This window comes from Salmonella sp. SG203, assembly GCF_013350575.1.
In the GTDB taxonomy this organism is placed as follows: domain Bacteria; phylum Pseudomonadota; class Gammaproteobacteria; order Enterobacterales; family Enterobacteriaceae; genus Salmonella; species Salmonella enterica.
The window spans coordinates 569,462-590,374 of record NZ_SNMT01000002.1 but is presented as its reverse complement, the minus strand read 5'-3'; the positions used below and the strand labels follow the sequence as shown (position 1 = coordinate 590,374).

The 20,913-nt window shown below is 56.8% G+C and carries 17 protein-coding genes; 12 read left to right on the top strand and 5 right to left on the bottom strand.

Annotation, left to right across the window (positions count from 1 at the left end; all coding sequences use genetic code 11):
* Positions 1 to 71 precede the first annotated feature (71 nt).
* The 4 genes from fes to wzz(fepE) all read left to right on the top strand — a co-directional run bounded on the left by fes (position 72) and on the right by wzz(fepE) (position 6,802).
* Positions 72 to 1,286, top strand: coding sequence for an enterochelin esterase (fes, locus tag HV477_RS05955; RefSeq protein ID WP_079899199.1), 1,215 nt, complete (start codon positions 72 to 74; stop codon positions 1,284 to 1,286).
* 30 nt (positions 1,287 to 1,316) lie between these two features.
* Positions 1,317 to 1,535 (top strand): MbtH family protein, encoded by a 219-nt coding sequence (locus tag HV477_RS05950; protein WP_000396005.1) that lies wholly within the window; start codon positions 1,317 to 1,319, stop codon positions 1,533 to 1,535.
* Positions 1,532 to 5,416: an enterobactin non-ribosomal peptide synthetase EntF gene (gene entF / locus HV477_RS05945; RefSeq protein WP_079899198.1), complete on the top strand. Its 3,885-nt coding sequence runs from the start codon at positions 1,532 to 1,534 to the stop codon at positions 5,414 to 5,416. The genes HV477_RS05950 and entF overlap by 4 nt, the downstream gene beginning before the upstream one ends.
* 249 nt (positions 5,417 to 5,665) lie before the next feature.
* On the top strand, positions 5,666 to 6,802 hold the full coding sequence (gene wzz(fepE) / locus HV477_RS05940) for an LPS O-antigen length regulator Wzz(fepE) (RefSeq protein ID WP_001139584.1): 1,137 nt from the start codon (positions 5,666 to 5,668) through the stop codon (positions 6,800 to 6,802).
* A gap of 52 nt (positions 6,803 to 6,854) precedes the next feature.
* Here wzz(fepE) and fepC read toward each other — a convergent pair whose 3' ends face one another.
* The 3 genes from fepC to fepD are packed head-to-tail and all read right to left on the bottom strand — an operon-like array spanning position 6,855 to position 9,642.
* Positions 6,855 to 7,649, bottom strand: a complete 795-nt coding sequence (fepC, locus tag HV477_RS05935) for an iron-enterobactin ABC transporter ATP-binding protein (RefSeq protein WP_000140620.1) — start codon at positions 7,647 to 7,649, stop codon at positions 6,855 to 6,857.
* On the bottom strand, positions 7,646 to 8,635 hold the full coding sequence (fepG, locus tag HV477_RS05930; protein WP_000480064.1) for an iron-enterobactin ABC transporter permease: 990 nt from the start codon (positions 8,633 to 8,635) through the stop codon (positions 7,646 to 7,648). Before fepG ends, fepC begins: the two co-directional genes overlap by 4 nt.
* Complete coding sequence (gene fepD, locus HV477_RS05925) at positions 8,635 to 9,642, bottom strand: Fe(3+)-siderophore ABC transporter permease (RefSeq protein ID WP_079899197.1); 1,008 nt, start codon at positions 9,640 to 9,642, stop codon at positions 8,635 to 8,637. The genes fepG and fepD overlap by 1 nt, the downstream gene beginning before the upstream one ends.
* Positions 9,643 to 9,752: 110 nt before the next feature.
* On the opposite strand from fepD, the gene entS reads away from it, so the two are divergent.
* Positions 9,753 to 10,997, top strand: coding sequence for an enterobactin transporter EntS (gene entS / locus HV477_RS05920; RefSeq protein WP_001081661.1), 1,245 nt, complete (start codon positions 9,753 to 9,755; stop codon positions 10,995 to 10,997).
* A 62-nt stretch (positions 10,998 to 11,059) separates the two neighbouring features.
* Here the strand turns inward: entS and fepB are convergent, their stop codons facing one another.
* Positions 11,060 to 12,016, bottom strand: a complete 957-nt coding sequence (gene fepB / locus HV477_RS05915; protein ID WP_001238992.1) for a Fe2+-enterobactin ABC transporter substrate-binding protein — start codon at positions 12,014 to 12,016, stop codon at positions 11,060 to 11,062.
* Positions 12,017 to 12,324: 308 nt separating this feature from the next.
* Here fepB and entC point away from each other — a divergent pair, with 308 nt between their 5' ends.
* From entC to HV477_RS05880, 7 genes are all read left to right on the top strand, one after another.
* The gene (entC, locus tag HV477_RS05910; RefSeq protein ID WP_000367596.1) at positions 12,325 to 13,500 is read left to right on the top strand and encodes an isochorismate synthase EntC; all 1,176 of its coding nucleotides are present in this window, start codon (positions 12,325 to 12,327) and stop codon (positions 13,498 to 13,500) included.
* Between the two features lie 9 nt (positions 13,501 to 13,509).
* Positions 13,510 to 15,120 (top strand): (2,3-dihydroxybenzoyl)adenylate synthase EntE, encoded by a 1,611-nt coding sequence (gene entE, locus HV477_RS05905; RefSeq protein WP_079899196.1) that lies wholly within the window; start codon positions 13,510 to 13,512, stop codon positions 15,118 to 15,120.
* Positions 15,121 to 15,133: 13 nt separating this feature from the next.
* Positions 15,134 to 15,991, top strand: a complete 858-nt coding sequence (locus HV477_RS05900; protein ID WP_001577997.1) for an isochorismatase — start codon at positions 15,134 to 15,136, stop codon at positions 15,989 to 15,991.
* A complete protein-coding gene (gene entA / locus HV477_RS05895; RefSeq protein ID WP_000752163.1) occupies positions 15,991 to 16,746 on the top strand; it encodes a 2,3-dihydro-2,3-dihydroxybenzoate dehydrogenase EntA in 756 nt (251 codons plus the stop codon). The genes HV477_RS05900 and entA overlap by 1 nt, the downstream gene beginning before the upstream one ends.
* Positions 16,747 to 16,748: 2 nt before the next feature.
* Positions 16,749 to 17,162, top strand: coding sequence for a proofreading thioesterase EntH (gene entH, locus HV477_RS05890; protein WP_058821485.1), 414 nt, complete (start codon positions 16,749 to 16,751; stop codon positions 17,160 to 17,162).
* Between the two features lie 181 nt (positions 17,163 to 17,343).
* The gene (gene cstA, locus HV477_RS05885) at positions 17,344 to 19,449 is read left to right on the top strand and encodes a pyruvate/proton symporter CstA (RefSeq protein ID WP_001043108.1); all 2,106 of its coding nucleotides are present in this window, start codon (positions 17,344 to 17,346) and stop codon (positions 19,447 to 19,449) included.
* A gap of 63 nt (positions 19,450 to 19,512) precedes the next feature.
* Positions 19,513 to 19,710, top strand: a complete 198-nt coding sequence (locus HV477_RS05880; RefSeq protein ID WP_000460619.1) for a YbdD/YjiX family protein — start codon at positions 19,513 to 19,515, stop codon at positions 19,708 to 19,710.
* 35 nt (positions 19,711 to 19,745) lie between these two features.
* Here the strand turns inward: HV477_RS05880 and HV477_RS05875 are convergent, their stop codons facing one another.
* The gene (locus tag HV477_RS05875; RefSeq protein WP_079899194.1) at positions 19,746 to 20,834 is read right to left on the bottom strand and encodes an oxidoreductase; all 1,089 of its coding nucleotides are present in this window, start codon (positions 20,832 to 20,834) and stop codon (positions 19,746 to 19,748) included.
* Positions 20,835 to 20,913: the final 79 nt, after the last annotated feature.

Below are 20,913 nucleotides of genomic sequence, written 5' to 3'. Positions count from 1 at the left end.
ATAGTTATCAATAATATTATCAATATATTTCACCTTTTATATACAAAATTCATAATAAACACAGGGTTATAATGAAAGAGGCGCTGGCAACGGGAAGTGAGGCCTGGTGGAGGACGAAAACCGGGCCGGAATGGATACGGGAAAAAGACGGAAATTATCGGGTCACTTTTTGGTGGCGCGACCCGCAGGGAAACGAAACACACTCCCCGATACGGCGTGTCTGGGTCTACATCACTGGCGTAACCGATCATCATCAAAACGCGCAGCCTCAGACGATGGCGCGTATTGCCGGAACGGATGTCTGGCGCTGGAGTACGGCGCTTAGCGCTAACTGGCGCGGCAGCTACTGTTTTATTCCTACCGAACGCGATGACGTTTTTGCCGATTTTGCGCCGGGCGAAGCGCCCGATCGGAACGCACTGCGTGAAGGCTGGCGACAGCTATTACCGCAGGCGATTGCCGACCCGCTTAATTCGCAAAGCTGGCGGGGAGGACGTGGTCATGCGGTTTCAGCGCTGGAAATGCCGGATGCGCCCCGTCAGCCGGGATGGGATCGTCCTGAAACGCCGTACTCGCCGCCTTTGATGATGCAGTGGCATAGCGAACGTCTGGGTAACTCCCGCCGCGTATGGATATTGACGACCGGAGACGAGGCGCCGGAGGAAAGACCGTTGGCTATTCTGCTGGACGGTCAATTCTGGGCGGAAAATATGCCCGTCTGGCCCGCGCTCGCCTCGCTGACTCATCAACGCCTGCTTCCCGGTGCCGTCTATCTGCTGATTGACGCGATTGATACTCAACACCGCAGCCAGGAGTTGCCCTGCAATGCCGACTTCTGGCTGGCGGTGCAGCAGGAACTGTTGCCGCAAGTCAGAGCCGTGACGCCTTTTAGCGATGATGCCGGACGAACGGTGGTCGCCGGACAGAGCTTTGGCGGCCTGTCGGCGCTGTATGCCGGCCTGAACTGGCCGACGCGTTTTGGCTGTGTACTGAGCCAGTCAGGATCGTTCTGGTGGCCCCATCGCATCACCCCGCCGGAGGGGGAAGTCATTACCCGGCTGAAAACCGGCGCATTGTGCGCGCGCGGACTGCGTATCGTACTGGAAGCCGGCGTGCGTGAGCCGATCGTGTTTCAGGCAAATCAGGCGCTTTATGCCCAACTGAATACCTCGCAGCAGTCCATTTTCTGGCGTCAGGTTGACGGCGGACACGATGCGCTTTGCTGGCGCGGCGGGCTAACGCAAGGGCTGATGCTGCTTTGGCAGCCGCTTATCGACACGCTTTAACCGGGCACATGTCCATGACAGGAGTTGAGTATGGAGTTCAGTAATCCCTTCGATAATCCGCAGGGACAGTTTTACATCCTGCAAAATGCGCAGCGTCAATTCAGCCTTTGGCCAGCGGCGTGCGCGCTTCCCGCAGGCTGGGACGTGGTATGCGAACCGCAATCGCAGGACGCGTGCCAGCAGTGGCTTAATATGCGCTGGACAACCCTGAATCCGGCGCATTATGCCGATAAGCAGGAGGCGAAATGACGCAGCGTTTACCGTTAGTCGCCGCCCAGCCGGGGATCTGGATGGCGGAAAAACTCTCTGATTTACCCTCCGCCTGGAGCGTGGCGCACTACGTGGAACTGAATGGCGAGCTGGATGCCCCCTTGCTGGCAAAAGCGGTAGCGGTAGGGATGCAACAGGCGGATACGCTACGGATGCGTTTTACCGAAGAGAACGGCGAGGTCTGGCAATGGATAGATCCTGAACACACCTTCGGCGAGCCCCCGATTGCCGATTTACGCGACCAGCCCGATCCGCATCTCGCGGCGCTGGCGTTAATGCAGGCGGATTTACGGCAAAACCTGCGCGCAGATAGCGGTAAGCCGCTGGCGTTTCACCAGTTAATCCGCATTGATGATACCCGCTGGTATTGGTATCAGCGCTATCACCATTTGCTGGTGGATGGCTTTAGCTTCCCGGCGATAACTCGCCAGATTGCGGCGATTTATCGCGCCTGGCAGAGCGACGCCCCTACGCCGGAGTCGCCTTTTACCCCCTTTGCGGATGTGGTCGAGGAATATCAGCGCTATCGCCAGAGCGAGGCCTGGCAGCGTGACGGCGCCTTCTGGGCGCAGCAGCGCCGCGAGCTGCCGCCGCCGGCGTCAATTTCTGCCGCGCCGCTGCCGGGGCGGTCGGCGAGCGCGGGTATTCTGCGTATGAAATTGAGCGCGCCGGCGGGGGCGTTTCGCCAACTGGCGGCGCACATGCCTGAGATACCGCGAGCGGATCTTGCCCTGGCGCTGGTGACGTTGTGGCTGGGACGATTATGCGGGCGAATGGATTATGCCGCCGGATTTATCTTTATGCGGCGGATGGGCTCGGCGGCGTTAACGGCGACCGGGCCTGTCCTTAACGTGTTGCCGCTGGCGGTTAACCTTTATGCGACGGAAGATCTGCCAACGCTGGCGAAGCGTCTGGCGGCGCAGTTAAAGAAGATGCGCCGCCACCAGCGTTACGACGCCGAACAGATTGTACGCGATAGCGGGCGAGCCGCAGGGGAGACGCCGCTATTTGGCCCTGTGCTCAATATAAAAGTGTTTGATTATCATCTGGATCTTCCTGGCATACAGGCGCAAACCCATACCCTGGCGACGGGGCCGGTTAACGATCTTGAACTGGCGCTTTTTCCGGATGAAAACGGCGGTCTGGATATTGAATTGCTGGCGAATGCACAGCGTTACGATGGCGCCACGCTCTCCCGCCATGCCTTACGGTTGATGGCGCTTATCACGCAGTTTGCGGATAACCCGGCGCTGCGCTGCGGCGATGCGCAAATGCTGCTGGCGGAAGAACAAACGCAATTAACACACCTTAATAATACGGCGGTAACGATTCCCGCCGCCACGCTTAGCGATTTGGTGGCGCAGCAGGCGCAAAAAACGCCAGAGGCTTCCGCGTTGGCAGATGCGCACTATCATTTTACCTACCGTGAAATGCGCGAACAGGTTGTGGCTCTGGCATACGCGCTGCGGGAACGCGGCGTTCAGCCTGGCGATAGCGTGGCGGTGGCGTTGCCGCGGTCGGTTTTTCTGACTTTAGCGCTGCATGGCATTGTCGAGGCGGGCGCCGCCTGGCTGCCGCTGGATACCGGTTATCCTGACGATCGGCTGCGAATGATGCTGGAAGATGCGCAGCCGAAACTGTTAATTACGACTCAGGCGCAGCTGGCGCGCTTTCACGATATTCCGGGGATGGAATATTTGTGTTATAGCCAACCGCTACCGGTCAGTGACGCCACTCCGCTGGGGCTGTCGTTACCGCATCATACCGCTTACATCATTTTCACCTCTGGCTCGACGGGCAGGCCGAAAGGAGTGATGGTGGGACAAACGGCGATAGTCAACCGGTTGCTGTGGATGCAGGATCACTATCCGTTGACGGCGGATGATGTAGTAGCGCAAAAAACGCCGTGCAGTTTTGACGTCTCAGTATGGGAGTTTTTCTGGCCGTTTATCGCCGGGGCGAAACTGGTGATGGCTGAACCGGAAGCGCACCGCGACCCGCTCGCGATGCAACGGTTCTTTGCGCAATACGGCGTCACGACCACCCATTTTGTGCCGTCGATGCTGGCGGCCTTTATTGCCTCGCTCACGCCAGCGTCGGCTGGGAAAAGCTGCGCTTCCTTAAAGCGCGTTTTCTGTAGCGGCGAGGCCCTGCCGACGGCGCTGTGCCGCGAATGGGAGACGTTAACCAACGCGCCGCTACACAATCTGTACGGGCCAACGGAGGCCGCGGTGGATGTGAGCTGGTATCCGGCCTGTGGCGATGAGCTGGCGGCTGTTGACGGCAACAGTATCCCGATTGGTTATCCCGTCTGGAATACCGGTTTACGTATTCTCGATGCGCATATGCAGCCGGTGCCGCCGGGCGTGGCTGGCGATCTCTATCTTACCGGTATCCAACTGGCGCAGGGCTATCTGGGGCGTCCGGATCTTACCGCCAGCCGTTTTATCGCCGATCCTTTTGCGCCAGGCGAACGGATGTACCGTACCGGAGATGTGGCGCGCTGGCTGGATTCCGGCGCGGTGGAGTACCTGGGGCGCAGCGACGATCAGCTCAAAATTCGGGGTCAACGTATTGAACTGGGTGAGATTGACCGCGTCATGCAAACGCTGCCGGATGTTGAACAGGCGGTAGCACATGCCTGCGTCTTTAATCAGGCGGCGGCGACGGGCGGGGATGCCCGGCAACTGGTCGGCTATCTGGTGTCGCACTCCGGTTTGCCGCTGGATTTACCGGCGCTGCAGGAAAAATTACGCCAAAAACTTCCCGCGCATATGGTGCCGGTTGTGTTGTTGCAACTTGCCGGTTTGCCGCTTAGCGCTAATGGCAAGCTGGATCGCAAAGCCCTGCCGCTGCCGGACCTGACGCCGCGCGTGAAAGGGCGCGCGCCGCAGTCCGCCACGGAGATTGCTGTCGCCGCGGCGTTTTCCCGCCTGCTGGGCTGTGAGATTAACGACGTTGAAAGTGATTTCTTTGCGCTGGGCGGACACTCGCTGCTGGCGATGAAACTGGCCGCGCAGCTAAGCCAGACGTTTAACCGCCAGGTGACGCCGGGGCAGGTGATGGTGGCGTCTGACGTGGCGCAGTTGAGTAAGCTGCTCGATACTGACGATGACGAACGCTCGCGCAATCTGGGGTTCGGGCCGCTGTTGCCGCTGCGTGAAAGCGATGGTCCAACGTTATTTTGTTTCCATCCGGCGTCGGGGTTCGCCTGGCAATTTAGCGTATTATCACGCTATCTCAGCCCGTCGTGGTCGATTATGGGGATTCAGTCGCCGCGCCCCGCTGGCCCTATGCAAACCTCAACCACTCTTGATGAGGTATGTGAACATCATCTGGCGACATTGCTCGCCCGGCAGCCGCATGGCCCTTATTATTTATTAGGCTATTCGCTGGGCGGGACGCTGGCGCAAGGGATCGCCGCCCGGTTGCGCGCACGCGGCGAAACGGTGGCGTTTTTGGGGTTACTGGACACCTGGCCGCCGGAAACGCAAAACTGGCGGGAAAAAGAGGCGAATGGCCTCAATCCGGACGTATTGGCGGAAATTGAACGTGAACGCGCTGCGTTTGTCGCCGCGCAGCAGGGAAATGCCTCCGACGCCTTATTTACCGCCATTGAAGGCAATTATGCGGATGCTGTCCGTTTGCTGACGACGGCGCATAGCGTACCGTTTGATGGACATGCTACGCTCTTTGTGGCGGATAAAACGGTGCCGGAAGGCGTATCGCCTGAACAGAGCTGGTCGCCGTGGATAGCGTCTTTGGCTATTTATCGCCAGCCGTGCGCGCATGTAGATATTATTTCTCCCTCCGCTTTTGAAACTATCGGGCCCATCATCAGCGAACTTATTAATAAATAACGGGCGTTGTTTCTGCCTTTAACAAATTAAATCCTGAAACCCATAATAATGACTAATTATTATGGGTTTTTTATTGCAACTATTAATTCTTTTAACATAAGTGATACATGCTACAGGCAAGTTTAATTCCGAATATTTAGCTTTTCGGGCACTGGCGCGTAAAGATTGTTTCGGATAATTCTGACTTGCTGTTAGAATCTCTGACAGGAATGTGTTCTTTCATTGGATAAAGTTTTCAGGTCATACGGCATGCCATCTCTTAATGTAAAACAAGAAAAAAATCAGTCATTTGCAGGTTACTCACTGCCGCCCGCCAACAGTCATGAAATCGATTTGTTTAGCCTTATAGAGGTGTTATGGCAGGCGAAACGTCGTATTCTTGCTACCGTTTTCGCCTTTGCGTGCGTGGGGTTGCTTCTGTCCTTTCTGCTGCCGCAAAAATGGACCAGCCAGGCGATTGTCACACCGGCGGAGTCGGTACAGTGGCAGGGGCTGGAGAGAACGTTGACCGCGCTGCGCGTGTTGGATATGGAGGTAAGCGTTGATCGGGGCAGCGTATTTAATCTGTTTATTAAAAAGTTTAGCTCGCCCTCGCTGCTGGAAGAATATCTTCGTTCTTCTCCGTATGTCATGGATCAATTAAAAGGCGCGCAAATAGACGAGCAGGATCTTCACCGGGCGATTGTCCTGCTGAGCGAAAAAATGAAAGCGGTGGACAGTAATGTCGGCAAGAAAAATGAAACGTCGTTATTCACGTCGTGGACATTGAGTTTTACCGCGCCGACGCGGGAAGAAGCGCAAAAAGTGCTGGCTGGCTATATTCAGTACATCTCCGATATCGTCGTGAAAGAGACGCTGGAAAATATTCGTAACCAGCTGGAAATCAAAACCCGCTATGAGCAGGAAAAGCTGGCGATGGATCGGGTGCGTCTCAAAAATCAGCTTGATGCCAATATTCAACGTCTTCATTATTCGCTGGAAATCGCCAACGCCGCCGGTATTAAGAGACCGGTTTACAGCAATGGTCAGGCGGTAAAAGATGATCCGGATTTTTCTATTTCTCTCGGCGCGGATGGTATTTCCCGCAAACTGGAAATTGAAAAAGGGGTAACGGACGTGGCCGAGATCGACGGTGATTTGCGTAACCGTCAATACCATGTTGAACAACTGGCGGCAATGAATGTGAGTGACGTGAAGTTTACCCCGTTTAAATATCAACTGTCGCCGTCTCTGCCAGTGAAAAAAGATGGCCCGGGTAAAGCCATCATTATTATCCTGGCGGCGTTGATTGGCGGTATGATGGCCTGCGGCGGCGTATTACTGCGTCACGCGATGGTCTCGCGTAAAATGGAAAACGCGCTGGCGATAGATGAACGGTTAGTCTGATTTACCCGAAAAGCCGGATAGCGATATCCGGCTTTGTCATCTGTGTGGGCGACTATCGCCGCCCCAGCGGTACCACCAGCGGCGTCCCGGCAACCGGATCGTCGATAATCATACAGCGCAGCCCATAGATTTTTTCGATAAGCTCAGCGGTAACAATCTCTTTCGGCGCGCCCTGTGCAACAATGTTACCTTCGCGTAATGCAATCAAATGCGTGGCGTATCGGCAGGCCTGATTCAGGTCGTGCAGGACGGCGGCGAGCGTATAGCCTTTTTCGCGGTTGAGATCGCTTAACAACTCCAGCAAATCAATTTGATGGCTAATATCCAGCCACGTTGTCGGCTCATCCAGCAGCATGATGGACGTTTCCTGCGCCAGCACCATGGCTATCCACGCCCGCTGACGTTGGCCGCCGGACAGAGTATCTACGCTTTGCGCCGCTAGTGAGGTGATACCTGTTGCACGCATGGCACTGGCGACGGCATCGGCATCTTCCTTACGCCAGCGGGTAAATAACGGCTGATGCGGATACCGCCCTCTGGCGACCAGCTCTTGTACGGTGATATCGCCCGGCGTGGTAGCGTTTTGCGCCAACAATCCGATGCGCCGCGCCACCTCTTTACTGGCGTAACGCTGTATTTGTTCGCCATCCAGCCAGACATGGCCGTCAACAGGCGTCATCAGACGGCTTAGCGTGCGTAGCAACGTTGACTTGCCGCAGCCGTTAGGGCCGATGATGGCGGTAAAATGGCCGTCCGGAATCGAAACATTAAGGTTTTTTGCGACGGTATAGCTGCCATAACCCAGCGTTAACTGGTCGCCGCGCAAACGGGCTACGGATTCGGTCATTTTTTGCGGGACTCCTGAATTAACAAGACGATAAGGTAAATACCGCCGAGGCTGACGGTGACCACGCCCACTGGAAGCTGATAAGGCATAAACAGTTGCTGCGCGCACGCATCGGCGGCCAGTAGTAATAATGCGCCGCACAGCGCCGACTGGGTTAATCCCCAGCGCGCTGTGCCGCTAAGACGGCGGGCGATGTGCGGCGCGACAAGGGCAATAAACGAGATGGGGCCAGCCAGTGCCGTAGCCGCAGCGGTGAGCGACACCGCCACCAGCATCAGCATCAGGCGTGACCGCTCCACGCTAACACCCAGCGCGCAGGCGCTGTCATCGCCCATCTCCAGCAGCCGCATACGACGCACCAGTAGCGCGGCGCCTGTCAGCATTACAATAATCAGCGGCGCTGAAGGCCAGGTTTTTGCCCATGTCAGACCGTTGAGCGACCCGGCGTTCCATAAGCCGGCGGTGAGCGCCGTTTCCAGCGACGCCTGCAACAGAAGCCAGGTATTAAAGGCGACTAACATCGCGCGGATGCCGATACCGATGATAATCAGCCGGAAAGTTTCAATCCCGTTACGCCAGGCGAGCAGCCAGACAATCAATGACGTGACGATACCACCCGCCATTGCCGCCAGCGCGATCGCGGTAAGATGCTGGCCAAACAGGACCATTGCGACCAGTACGCCGCTCCAGGCGCCGGTATTAAAGCCCATCACATCAGGGCTGCCTAGCGGGTTACGCATCAACGACTGAAAAATCGCGCCACTGACGCCAAGCGCAGCGCCAATCAGCAGCGCCATTAATACGCGCGGTAGTCGCCATTCGGTTACGACAAGGGTGATGTTACGCGGCGCGTCGCCCAGCAGCGCGGCAATAATCTGCCCGGTCTCAAGAGGCACGGCGCCGCTTTGCAGACTCCATAAGCCAATGGCGAAGCAGCCAGCCGCCAGAAGCAGGCAGCTTACGATAAGCCGACGAGAAAGAAACATCACAGGCCGCCTCCGCTTGATTTACGGCGTACCAGAAAAATAAGTACCGGCGCGCCGATAAACGCACTGACGACCGATACGCGGAGTTCGCCCGGCACCAACAGACGACCAATAATATCGGCAAAAAGCAGCAGAGTAGGGGTTGCCAGTAGCGTCACTGGCAGCGACCAGCGGTGGTCTGCGCCCACCAGCCAACGCGCCATATGCGGCATCATCAGACCAATAAAGGCGATAGGGCCGACCAGCGCCGTTGCGCTGCCGCACAAGACGGTAATCGCCAGTAAACCGATAAGTTGGGTGCGCGCCACTTTACTCCCCAGCGCCGTCGCGGTATCGCTGCCGAGGCTCAGGCTGTTCAGCGCACGGCTCAGAAATAGCGCCACGATCCCAGCGATAACCACGGGCGCAAGCGCGACTTTCAACGTTTGCAGGCTGCGAATGTCCAGCGATCCCGCCTGCCAGAAGCGAAGCTGGTCATAGACCTCTGGATTTAACAGCGCGATGCCGCTGGTCAATCCTTCCAGTACCGCGCCAAGCGCCACGCCCGCCAGTGTCAGGCGGACCGGGCTTAACTGGCCGCCGCCCTGACTACCGGTGAAGGCGACAATCAGCGATGAGATAAGCGCGCCGCTAAATGCCATGAAAAGCTGTTCCAGCGGCGTGGAGAAACCAAACAGCGCCGCGCCCAGTACAATGGCGAAGCTGGCGCCGTTGTTAACGCCCAGAATCCCCGGGTCGGCGAGCGGGTTGCGAGTGAGTGTTTGCATGAGCGCCCCGGCGAGACCCAACGCGCCGCCTGCCAGTAATCCGGCCAGCGTACGCGGCAAACGCGCATCCAGGACGATGGTGCAATCGGCGCTTTGGCACACGCCGGTGAACGCCTCCAGCACGACGGCGGCGGGCAGCGGTTTCGCGCCAATGACCAGGCTTAAAACCGCGGCGAGACTCAGTAATAACAACAATCCGGGCACGGCAAACGCGCGCGTCACGGAAAACGAGCATGACATAGTAACTTCCCTGATAATGATAGTAATTATCGTTATCTATCTTGTTTGGTTATGTTAGCATGTGCAGCCATTGAATGGATATTTAAAAAAACTCGCATTAAGGCGTTGTAATGAATCGACAATCCTGGCTGCTCAATCTCAGCCTGTTGAAGACGCACCCTGCATTTCGCGCAGTATTTCTGGCCCGTTTTATCTCTATTGTCTCGCTGGGGCTGCTTGGCGTGGCGGTTCCGGTACAGATCCAAATGATGACGCACTCCACCTGGCAGGTAGGGCTGTCGGTAACGTTAACCGGCGGCGCCATGTTTATTGGCTTAATGGTGGGTGGCGTACTGGCCGATCGCTACGAACGCAAAAAGGTGATTCTGCTGGCGCGCGGTACTTGCGGTATTGGCTTTATTGGCCTGTGCGTGAACGCGCTGCTGCCGGAACCGTCATTGCTGGCGATATATCTCCTTGGCCTGTGGGACGGCTTTTTCGCGTCTCTGGGCGTGACCGCGTTACTGGCGGCGACGCCAGCGCTGGTCGGAAGAGAAAATCTGATGCAGGCCGGCGCGATTACCATGCTGACGGTACGTCTGGGATCGGTTATTTCCCCGATGTTGGGGGGCATATTGCTTGCCAGCGGCGGCGTAGCCTGGAACTATGGGCTGGCGGCCGCCGGGACGTTTATTACGCTATTGCCGTTACTGACGCTGCCGCGACTGCCTGTTCCTCCGCAGCCGCGGGAAAATCCATTTATCGCGTTACTGGCGGCATTTCGTTTTTTGCTCGCCAGTCCGCTTATCGGCGGTATTGCGCTGCTTGGCGGCCTGGTGACGATGGCAAGCGCGGTACGCGTCCTCTATCCGGCGCTGGCGATGAGCTGGCAAATGTCGGCGGCGCAAATTGGTTTGCTGTATGCGGCAATTCCGCTGGGGGCGGCCATTGGCGCGCTGACCAGCGGACAACTGGCGCATAGCGTTCGTCCGGGGCTCATTATGCTGGTTTCGACAGTCGGTTCTTTTCTGGCGGTGGGGCTGTTCGCCATCATGCCGGTCTGGATCGCTGGTGTTATCTGTCTGGCGCTATTTGGCTGGCTTAGCGCCATCAGTTCGTTATTACAATACACTCTGCTGCAAACCCAGACGCCGGAAAATATGCTGGGGCGAATGAACGGCCTGTGGACCGCGCAAAACGTCACGGGAGACGCTATCGGCGCGGCGCTGTTAGGCGGTCTTGGCGCAATGATGACGCCGGTCGCTTCCGCGAGCGTGAGTGGATTCGGGCTGGTGATTATCGGTTTGTTGCTGCTGTTAGTGCTGGGCGAGCTACGTCGTTTTCGCCAGACGCCGCCGGTTAGCGATGCTGGCTGATGAAGGGGCGTTTATCCGACTGACCAAATCGGTCTGGTCAGTCGGATAAGACTCCGATAAGGCTAAAACAGAGCGGCAAGCCGGTTAAGCAACAATGTTGCGCTGTAATAATCCAGACGGAACGTCTCCGTACCCAGGGCATAGACGCGCTTATTTTGCACCGCTGGCAGGTGCGCCAGCAGCGGATTGGCGTAAAGGGCCGCGACATCTTTGTTGTCGCCGGCAAACAGGAAAAGAGATTCGCCGTTTAACCCGGCGGCCAGATTTTCACCGCCAAGCTGAATGATATCGTGGCGCTTACCCTGGCTTTTGCTGGTTTGCAGCCCTCGGGGCAATGTCGCCAGCGTAAAGCCTAACTGCGTCAATAGCTTGCCTTGTGCTGATTCTGGCGTCCACAGATTGGCGCTATGCGCGGCAGGGGTATACACCAGCGCGCTAACCGGCTGCGGCGGCAGGGCGATTCGCTGTTTAACCGTCGTCAGTTGCGCCTCAAATTCCGCTATTCGCGCGGCGGCCTGTTTCTCCTGACCGGTGATCTCGCCAAGCTGCGTGAGCAAACTCTGCCAGCTTTTATCGTCATAATTGATGACGAGCGTCGGCGCGATAGCGGAGAGCTGATCGTAAAGCGCCAGCGCGGAGTCGCCGCCGGTGGCGCTAATCAAAATGAGATCCGGCATTTGCGCGGCGACCGTTTCGGCATTCGGTTCGCCGATGTACAGCCGGGCGACATGGCGAGCCTTTGCTACGTCGCTCCACTGGCGCATAAACCCTTGATCGTCGGCAAAGCGGTTATTCGGCGTAGTGGCTCCGCTGGCGACGACGGGCGCATCAATCGCCAGCAGCGAGCCTGTCAACGTCACGCTGGTAGAGACGATACGCGCGGGTTTGTGGTCCAGAGTATGAACGCCGCGGCTGTCCTGAATTTGCCGGGGCCAACCGGCGTCCTGGGCTAAGGATATTCCTGAAATTGATAAACCAACCACTAAAAGCAGCCAACGATAAAAGGCGGGGAGTCTCACAATAGCGTCCTGTTATTAATAAAGTTAATGCTTCTCATTTTCATGTCAGCAGCAGCGAGATGCAAGCCTTAGTGCCATTTAACTCATGACCAGAGTTGACAGAGCGACGTTTTACTCTTAGGTTAGCGCACTAAAAATAGAAATAATAATCATTATTATACACAAAATCATTCAAGAAGCATCGCAACGGCAAGGGAAGAAATCCCCGCGAACATAGATAACTGTGTGACCGGGGTTTCTGAGCGCAGCCAACAAAGAGGCAGCTTGAAAGATGAAGTGTATATAAGCCTTTATCATTGGAGGATGATATGGATATGTCACTGGCCGAGGACGCTCAGGAGACAATGGCAACGCTTGCTCCCGATCGCTTTTTCTTCATGTCGCCGTATCGCAGTTTTACCACTTCCGGGTGCTTCGCCCGTTATACCGAGCCTGCGGTTGCCGGAGATTCGCCGGATAGCCCTTTCCAGCAGAAATTGCGCCAGCAGTTTGCCGAGGCCAAATCGCAGGGCATCGCCAACCCTATCCTGGTGGGGGCGATTCCCTTTGATACCCGCCAGCCGTCGTCGCTATTTATCCCGATGGCGTGGCAGTCCTTTTCCCGCCAGCAAAAGCAGCGCACGGCGCGTTATTTTACTGACCATCAGCCGCTGACGGTGACGGCGCGAAAGGCGATTCCGGAGCAGGATGCTTTTGAAGCGATGGTCGCACGCGCGGCTATGCTGACCGCCACGCCAGACGTCGATAAAGTGGTGCTTTCCCGGCTAATAGATATCACCACTGATGTGGCGGTGGATAGCGGAGCATTGCTGGAGCGGCTGGTTGCGCAGAATCCAGTTAGTTACAACTTCCATGTGCCACTGGCGGATGGCGGCGTTCTGCTGGGCGCCAGCCCCGAATTGCTGCTACGCAAAGAGGGCGAGCGGTTTAGTTCGCTGCCGTTAGCAGGCTCGGCACGCCGACAGCCCGATGATGTTCTGGATCGCGAGGCGGGAAACCGACTGCTGGCTTCACAAAAAGATCGCCATGAACATGAGCTGGTGACGCAGGCGATGAAGCAGATCCTGCGCGATCGCAGCACGGAACTGCAATTACCTTCCTCTCCGCAGTTGATCACCACGCCGACGCTATGGCATCTCGGTACGCCGTTTGAGGGCAAGGCCAACGCCGGAGAAAACGCGCTGACGCTGGCCTGTCTGCTGCATCCGACCCCTGCGTTAAGCGGTTTCCCCCATCAGGTCGCGAAAAAGCTGATTGCTGAACTGGAGCCGTTCGATCGTGAACTGTTTGGCGGCATTGTCGGCTGGTGCGATGCCGAAGGAAACGGCGAGTGGGTAGTGACGATTCGTTGTGCGAAATTGCACGGTAATCAGGTGCGCCTGTTCGCTGGCGCCGGGATTGTCCCTGCCTCTTCGCCAGTCGGCGAGTGGCGGGAAACCGGCGTCAAGCTCTCTACGATGTTGAACGTTTTTGGACTGCATTAAGGAACGATGATGCGTATACCTTTCACCCGTTGGCCGGATGAATTTGCCCGCCGTTATCGTGAAAAAGGCTACTGGCAAGACGTGCCGTTGACCGATATTCTGACCCGCCACGCTGGCAGCGACAAGACGGCGGTCATTGAAGGCGAGCGCGCATTCAGCTATCGCCAGCTCAACCAGGCCGCGGATAATCTGGCCTGCAGTTTACGCCGTCAGGGCATCAAACCTGGCGAAACCGCTCTGGTACAACTGGGGAATGTACCGGAACTGTATATCACCTTTTTCGCCCTGTTGAAGCTTGGCGTAGCGCCCGTTCTGGCGCTGTTTAGCCATCAACGTACCGAACTTAACGCCTATGCGATGCAGATCGCGCCGACGCTGGTGATTGCCGATCGCCAACATACGCTGTTCGCCGGGGAGGACTTTCTCAACACGTTTGTGGCTGAACACCGCTCTGTGCGGGTGGTGTTATTGCGCAACGACGACGGCGATCACAGCCTGGACGCGGCGATGCGGCAGGCGGCGGAAGATTTCACCGCTACGCCATCACCTGCTGACGAAGTGGCCTACTTTCAGCTTTCCGGCGGTACTACCGGCACGCCAAAGCTTATTCCCCGTACCCATAACGACTATTACTACAGCGTGCGCCGCAGCAATGAGATTTGCGGTTTCAACGAGGAGACGCGTTTTCTGTGCGCGATTCCCGCCGCGCATAACTACGCCATGAGTTCGCCGGGCGCGCTGGGCGTCTTTCTTGCCAAAGGAACGGTAGTGCTGGCGACCGATCCCAGCGCCACGCTCTGTTTCCCGCTGATCGAAAAACACCAGATTAATGCCACGGCGCTGGTGCCTCCCGCGGTCAGTCTATGGCTACAGGCTATCCAGGAGTGGGGCGGTAATGCGCCGCTGGCGTCATTAAGGTTATTGCAGGTTGGCGGCGCGCGGCTTTCTGCGACGCTGGCCGCCCGTATTCCGGCTGAAATTGGCTGTCAGTTGCAGCAGGTCTTCGGCATGGCGGAAGGGTTAGTGAACTATACCCGGCTGGACGATAGTCCGGAACGGATTATCAATACCCAGGGAAGACCCATGTGTCCGGACGACGAAGTGTGGGTGGCGGATGCTGACGGGAATCCACTGCCGCCGGGCGAGATTGGTCGTCTGATGACGCGCGGCCCCTATACTTTTCGCGGCTATTTCAACAGTCCGCTACACAATGCCAGCGCCTTTGACGCCAACGGTTTTTACTGCTCCGGCGATCTGATCTCCATTGATCAAGACGGTTACATCACCGTTCACGGGCGTGAAAAAGATCAGATCAATCGGGGCGGCGAGAAGATAGCCGCCGAAGAGATAGAAAACCTGTTACTGCGCCACCCGGCGGTGATCCATGCGGCGTTGGTCAGCATGGAAGATGAACTGCTGGGAGAAAAAAGTTGCGCATATCTGGTGGTAAAAGAGCCGCTGCGAGCGGTACAGGTACGCCGTTTCCTGCGAGAGCAGGGCGTGGCGGAATTTAAATTACCGGATCGCGTGGAGTGCGTTGCGTCACTGCCGCTGACGCCGGTTGGTAAAGTCGATAAAAAACAATTACGCCAGCGGTTGGCGTCACGTTCACCGCTCTGAAGGAGAAAGAGAGATGGCAATCCCGAAACTACAGTCTTACGCGCTGCCCACCGCACTGGATATCCCGACCAACAAAGTGAACTGGGCATTTGAGCCGGAGCGCGCTGCGCTGCTCATCCACGATATGCAGGATTACTTTGTCAGCTTTTGGGGCCGCAACTGCCCAATGATGGACCAGGTGATTGCCAATATCGCCGCCCTGCGCCAGTACTGTAAGGAACATCATATCCCGGTTTATTACACCGCTCAGCCGAAAGAGCAAAGCGATGAAGATCGCGCGTTACTCAATGATATGTGGGGGCCGGGACTGACGCGCTCTCCGGAACAGCAGAAGGTGGTAGAAGCCTTAACGCCGGATGAGGCGGATACGGTGCTGGTGAAGTGGCGCTATAGCGCGTTTCACCGCTCGCCGCTGGAACAGATGTTAAAAGATACCGGACGCAATCAGCTCATCATTACCGGCGTGTATGCGCATATTGGCTGTATGACCACCGCTACCGATGCGTTTATGCGCGACATTAAGCCGTTTATGGTGGCGGATGCGCTGGCGGATTTCAGCCGGGAAGAGCATCTGATGGCGCTGAACTATGTGGCGGGGCGTTCCGGTCGCGTCGTCATGACCGAGTCGCTGCTGCCGACGCCGGTTCCTGCCAGTAAAGCGGCGCTGCGGGCGTTGATTCTGCCGTTGCTGGATGAGACTGACGAGCCGCTGGATGATGAAAACCTGATTGATTATGGCCTGGATTCAGTACGCATGATGGGGCTGGCGGCGCGCTGGCGTAAAGTACACGGCGATATCGACTTCGTGATGCTGGCGAAAAATCCGACCATTGACGCCTGGTGGGCGCTGCTTTCTCGCGAGGTAGGGTAATGGCCTGTATTGATTTTTCAGACAAAACGGTATGGGTGACCGGGGCGGGGAAAGGGATCGGTTACGCGACGGCGCTGGCGTTTGTTGACGCCGGGGCGCGGGTGATCGGCTTCGATCGCGAATTTACGCAAGAGAATTATCCCTTTGCTACCGAAGTCATGGATGTGGCGGATGCCGCACAGGTTGCGCAGGTGTGCCAGCGTGTGTTGCAAAAAACGCCGCGGCTGGATGTGCTGGTCAACGCCGCCGGTATTTTACGTATGGGAGCGACCGATGCGCTTAGCGTCGACGACTGGCAGCAGACATTTGCGGTCAATGTGGGCGGGGCATTTAACCTGTTTTCGCAGACGATGGCGCAGTTTCGCCGTCAGCAGGGAGGGGCGATTGTCACCGTAGCCTCAGATGCGGCGCATACGCCGCGCATCGGTATGAGCGCCTACGGCGCCTCTAAAGCGGCGCTGAAAAGCCTGGCGCTAACCGTAGGGCTGGAGCTGGCGGGCTGCGGGGTGCGCTGTAATGTGGTGTCGCCTGGTTCGACTGACACCGATATGCAGCGCACGTTATGGGTGAGTGAAGATGCCGAACAGCAGCGTATTCGCGGTTTCGGCGAACAGTTTAAGCTCGGCATACCGCTCGGTAAAATCGCCCGTCCGCAGGAGATAGCCAATACCATTTTGTTTCTTGCCTCCGATCTGGCCAGCCACATTACCTTGCAGGATATCGTGGTGGACGGCGGTTCAACATTGGGAGCCTGACGATGATCTGGAAACGGCATTTAACGCTGGATGAATTGAACGCTACCAGTCAGAACACGCTGGTGGCGCATCTGGGTATTGTTTACACCCGTCTGGGCGATGACGTGCTGGAGGCGGAAATGCCCGTCGATGCCCGCACTCATCAACCGTTTGGTCTGCTACACGGCGGCGCATCGGCAGCGCTGGCGGAGACGTTAGGATCAATGGCGGGTTATCTGATGACCCGCGACGGGCAGTGCGTGGTCGGGACCGAGTTAAACGCCACCCACCACCGCGTCGTCTCGCAGGGGAAAGTACGCGGCGTTTGCCTGCCGCTGCATTTGGGGCGGCAGAATCAAAGCTGGGAAATTACGCTCTTTGACGAGCAGGGGAGGCGCTGCTGTACCTGTCGCCTGGGAACGGCGGTAATGGGATAGTTCTGGCAAAGTAAAATGCAATTGCAGCATTAACGAAGAAAGGAAGTGATCTGGTTAACACTGTAATGTAAAAAATGGGTAACGATACGGTTTTATCATGTTGTTGTGTTGTTAATTACGGTAAAGGTGTTATAGAAACAAAATGTAACATCTCTCTGGAACACCCAAACGGACAACAACTATGAATAAATCAGGGAAATACCTCGTCTGGACAGCGCTCTCAGTATTGGGTGCGTTTGCCCTGGGCTATATTGCGTTAAATCGTGGGGAACAGATCAACGCGCTATGGATCGTGGTGGCATCGGTCTGTGTCTATCTAATTGCGTATCGTTTTTATGGGCTCTATATCGCCAAAAAAGTGCTGGCGGTTGACCCAACGCGTATGACGCCCGCGGTACGTCATAATGATGGTCTGGATTATGTCCCGACCGATAAGAAAGTGCTTTTTGGTCACCATTTTGCGGCCATTGCTGGCGCAGGTCCGCTGGTCGGGCCGGTACTGGCGGCGCAGATGGGCTATCTGCCGGGGATGATCTGGCTGCTGGCGGGCGTCGTGCTGGCGGGAGCGGTGCAGGACTTTATGGTGCTGTTCGTCTCGACCCGGCGCGATGGGCGTTCGCTTGGCGAGTTGGTTAAAGAGGAGATGGGTGCGACGGCAGGGGTGATCGCGCTGGTGGCCTGCTTTATGATCATGGTGATCATTCTGGCCGTCCTGGCGATGATCGTGGTGAAAGCGCTGACCCATAGCCCGTGGGGAACGTACACTGTCGCGTTCACTATTCCACTGGCGATTTTTATGGGCATCTACCTGCGTTATCTGCGTCCGGGGCGCATCGGCGAGGTGTCGGTCATTGGGCTGGTATTTCTTATTTTCGCTATTATTTCCGGCGGATGGGTGGCGGCAAGCCCAACCTGGGCGCCGTACTTTGATTTTACTGGCGTGCAGCTTACCTGGATGCTGGTGGGGTATGGTTTTGTCGCGGCGGTACTGCCGGTCTGGCTGCTGCTCGCGCCGCGTGATTACCTCTCTACCTTCCTGAAAATTGGTACGATTGTCGGTCTGGCGGTCGGGATTCTGATCATGCGTCCGACGCTGACTATGCCGGCGCTGACCAAATTTGTTGATGGTACCGGACCGGTCTGGACGGGCGACCTGTTCCCGTTCCTGTTTATTACCATTGCCTGCGGCGCGGTATCCGGTTTCCATGCGCTCATCTCCTCCGGCACGACGCCGAAGATGTTGGCCAACGAAGGCCAGGCCTGCTTTATCGGCTACGGCGGGATGTTAATGGAATCTTTCGTCGCCATTATGGCGCTGGTCTCCGCCTGTATTATCGATCCGGGCGTTTACTTTGCGATGAATAGCCCGATGGCGGTACTGGCGCCAGCGGGGACAGCGGATGTCGTAGCTTCTGCCGCGCAGGTGGTCAGTAGTTGGGGTTTCGCTATCACGCCGGATACGTTACACCAGATTGCCAATGAAGTCGGCGAACAATCCATTATCTCCCGCGCAGGTGGTGCGCCAACGCTGGCGGTAGGGATGGCCTACATTTTACATGGCGCGTTGGGCGGCATGATGGATGTGGCGTTCTGGTATCACTTCGCCATTCTGTTTGAAGCGCTGTTTATTCTGACGGCGGTGGATGCGGGTACCCGTGCGGCGCGCTTTATGTTGCAGGATTTGTTGGGCGTAGTGTCGCCAGGGCTGAAACGTACCGATTCGCTGCCAGCGAACCTGCTTGCTACGGCATTGTGCGTGCTGGCGTGGGGGTATTTCCTCCATCAGGGCGTGGTCGATCCGTTGGGCGGTATTAACACCCTGTGGCCGCTGTTTGGCATCGCTAACCAGATGCTGGCGGGTATGGCGCTGATGCTTTGCGCCGTGGTACTGTTCAAAATGAAGCGTCAGCGTTATGCGTGGGTCGCGCTGGTGCCGACGGCCTGGCTGCTGATTTGTACGCTGACGGCGGGCTGGCAGAAAGCGTTTAGTCCGGATGCGAAAATCGGCTTCCTGGCCATTGCCAATAAGTTCCAGGCGATGATCGACAGCGGCAATATTCCGCCGCAGTACACCGAATCGCAGCTCGCGCAGTTGGTATTCAATAACCGTCTGGATGCCGGGCTAACCATCTTCTTTATGGTGGTGGTCGTGGTGCTGGCGGTCTTCTCTATTAAGACGGCGCTGGCCGCTCTGAAGATTGATAAACCGACGGCGAATGAAACGCCGTATGAGCCGATGCCGGAAAATGTGGATGAGATCGTGACGCAGGCGAAAGGCGCGCACTAATCTTTTTACATCAATAGCCCTCTCCAGAATAAGGAGAGGGCGTTTGGATGACAGGTGACAACGATGTTCGATACGCTTTCGAAAGCCGGAAAATATCTGGGACAGGCAGCAAAAATGATGATTGGCGTGCCAGACTACGACAACTATGTGGAACATATGCGCATAACGCATCCGGATCAGACGCCGATGACCTATGAAGAATTTTTCCGCGAGCGGCAGGATGCGCGCTATGGTGGAAAAGGCGGCGCGCGTTGCTGCTGAGTGTTGCCAGGTCTGATAAGCGCAACGCCACCAGGCTATATTCTGAAAAATTCAACTTTTTCAAACGCCGCACGCAGGGTGTCTGGCGTTAACGTCACCGGTAAATAGTGGATGGATTCGACCGGGCGCAGGGTATGCGCGATGACCCTATCGATCTCGGCGGTGTTATTAATATCCACGTCCAGTTCGCTAAGCCGGGCCGGCAGATGAAATCGCCGGTATGCTGCAATCAATTGCGCCAGCACGTCATCTTGTCCCAGTAGCGCGCTTTGCACCAGAATGCCATAAGCCACTTTCGTTCCGTGCAGGAATTTTTCCGTTTGCGGCAGGACGGTCAGACCGTTGTGTACCGCATGGGCGGCGGCGACACGGGTATAGCGTTCCCCGAGGCCGCCGACCATACCGCCGCCAGCAATAATCGCATCCACCACGTCGCAAAATGCCTGGGTCAGCCGACGCTGCTGTTTATCCGCTAATGCTTGTTCGCTGCTGGTCAGCAGGAGATCGCGAATAGCGCACGCGCTGTTAATGCCCAGCCTTACGGTCAATGGCAACGTTTCAGGATGCGGCGCAAGCACAACGGCTTCATACCATTTCGCCAGCGTATCGCCAATGCCAGCTAACAGATAGTCATCGGGCGCCTGCAGAATAATGCGCGGTTCGACCAGCACCAGAAAATTGGCATCATCAAAAATTTCGAACTGTAACGCCTGTCCCGCGTCGTTATACCAGACGGAAAGCGGTGTCCAGGCGGCGCAGGTCGCCGCGATCGTCGGGATAGCGACAAACGGCAGCGCCAGACGGCGGGCGAGCGCTTTGGCGGTATCGAGCAGCGCGCCGCCGCCGACGCCTATCACCACCTGACGATCGTCGTTGCAGGCGTGCGCCAGTTGGGCAACATGGCGTTCGCTACAATGGCCGGTAAACTGCAGATGTTTTGCGCCAGCACGTTCAAACGCTTCCGGCAGGTAAGGCCGGGCGGCGGCAATCGCGCGTTCGCCGTACACCCAAACGGCGTGGGAAAGCTGTTCCGGCGTGAAAAAGTCGGTCAGTCTTTCGAGGCTTCCTGCATGGGAAAAATAATTCGCCGGGCCGGTAACGACGCGGATCTCAGTGTGGTTCATGTTGTGTTGTCCTTAGGGTCTTCTCACCGTTGTTATTATATTTAGACATCTAAACGTCTTGATTGCCAAATACTAACAC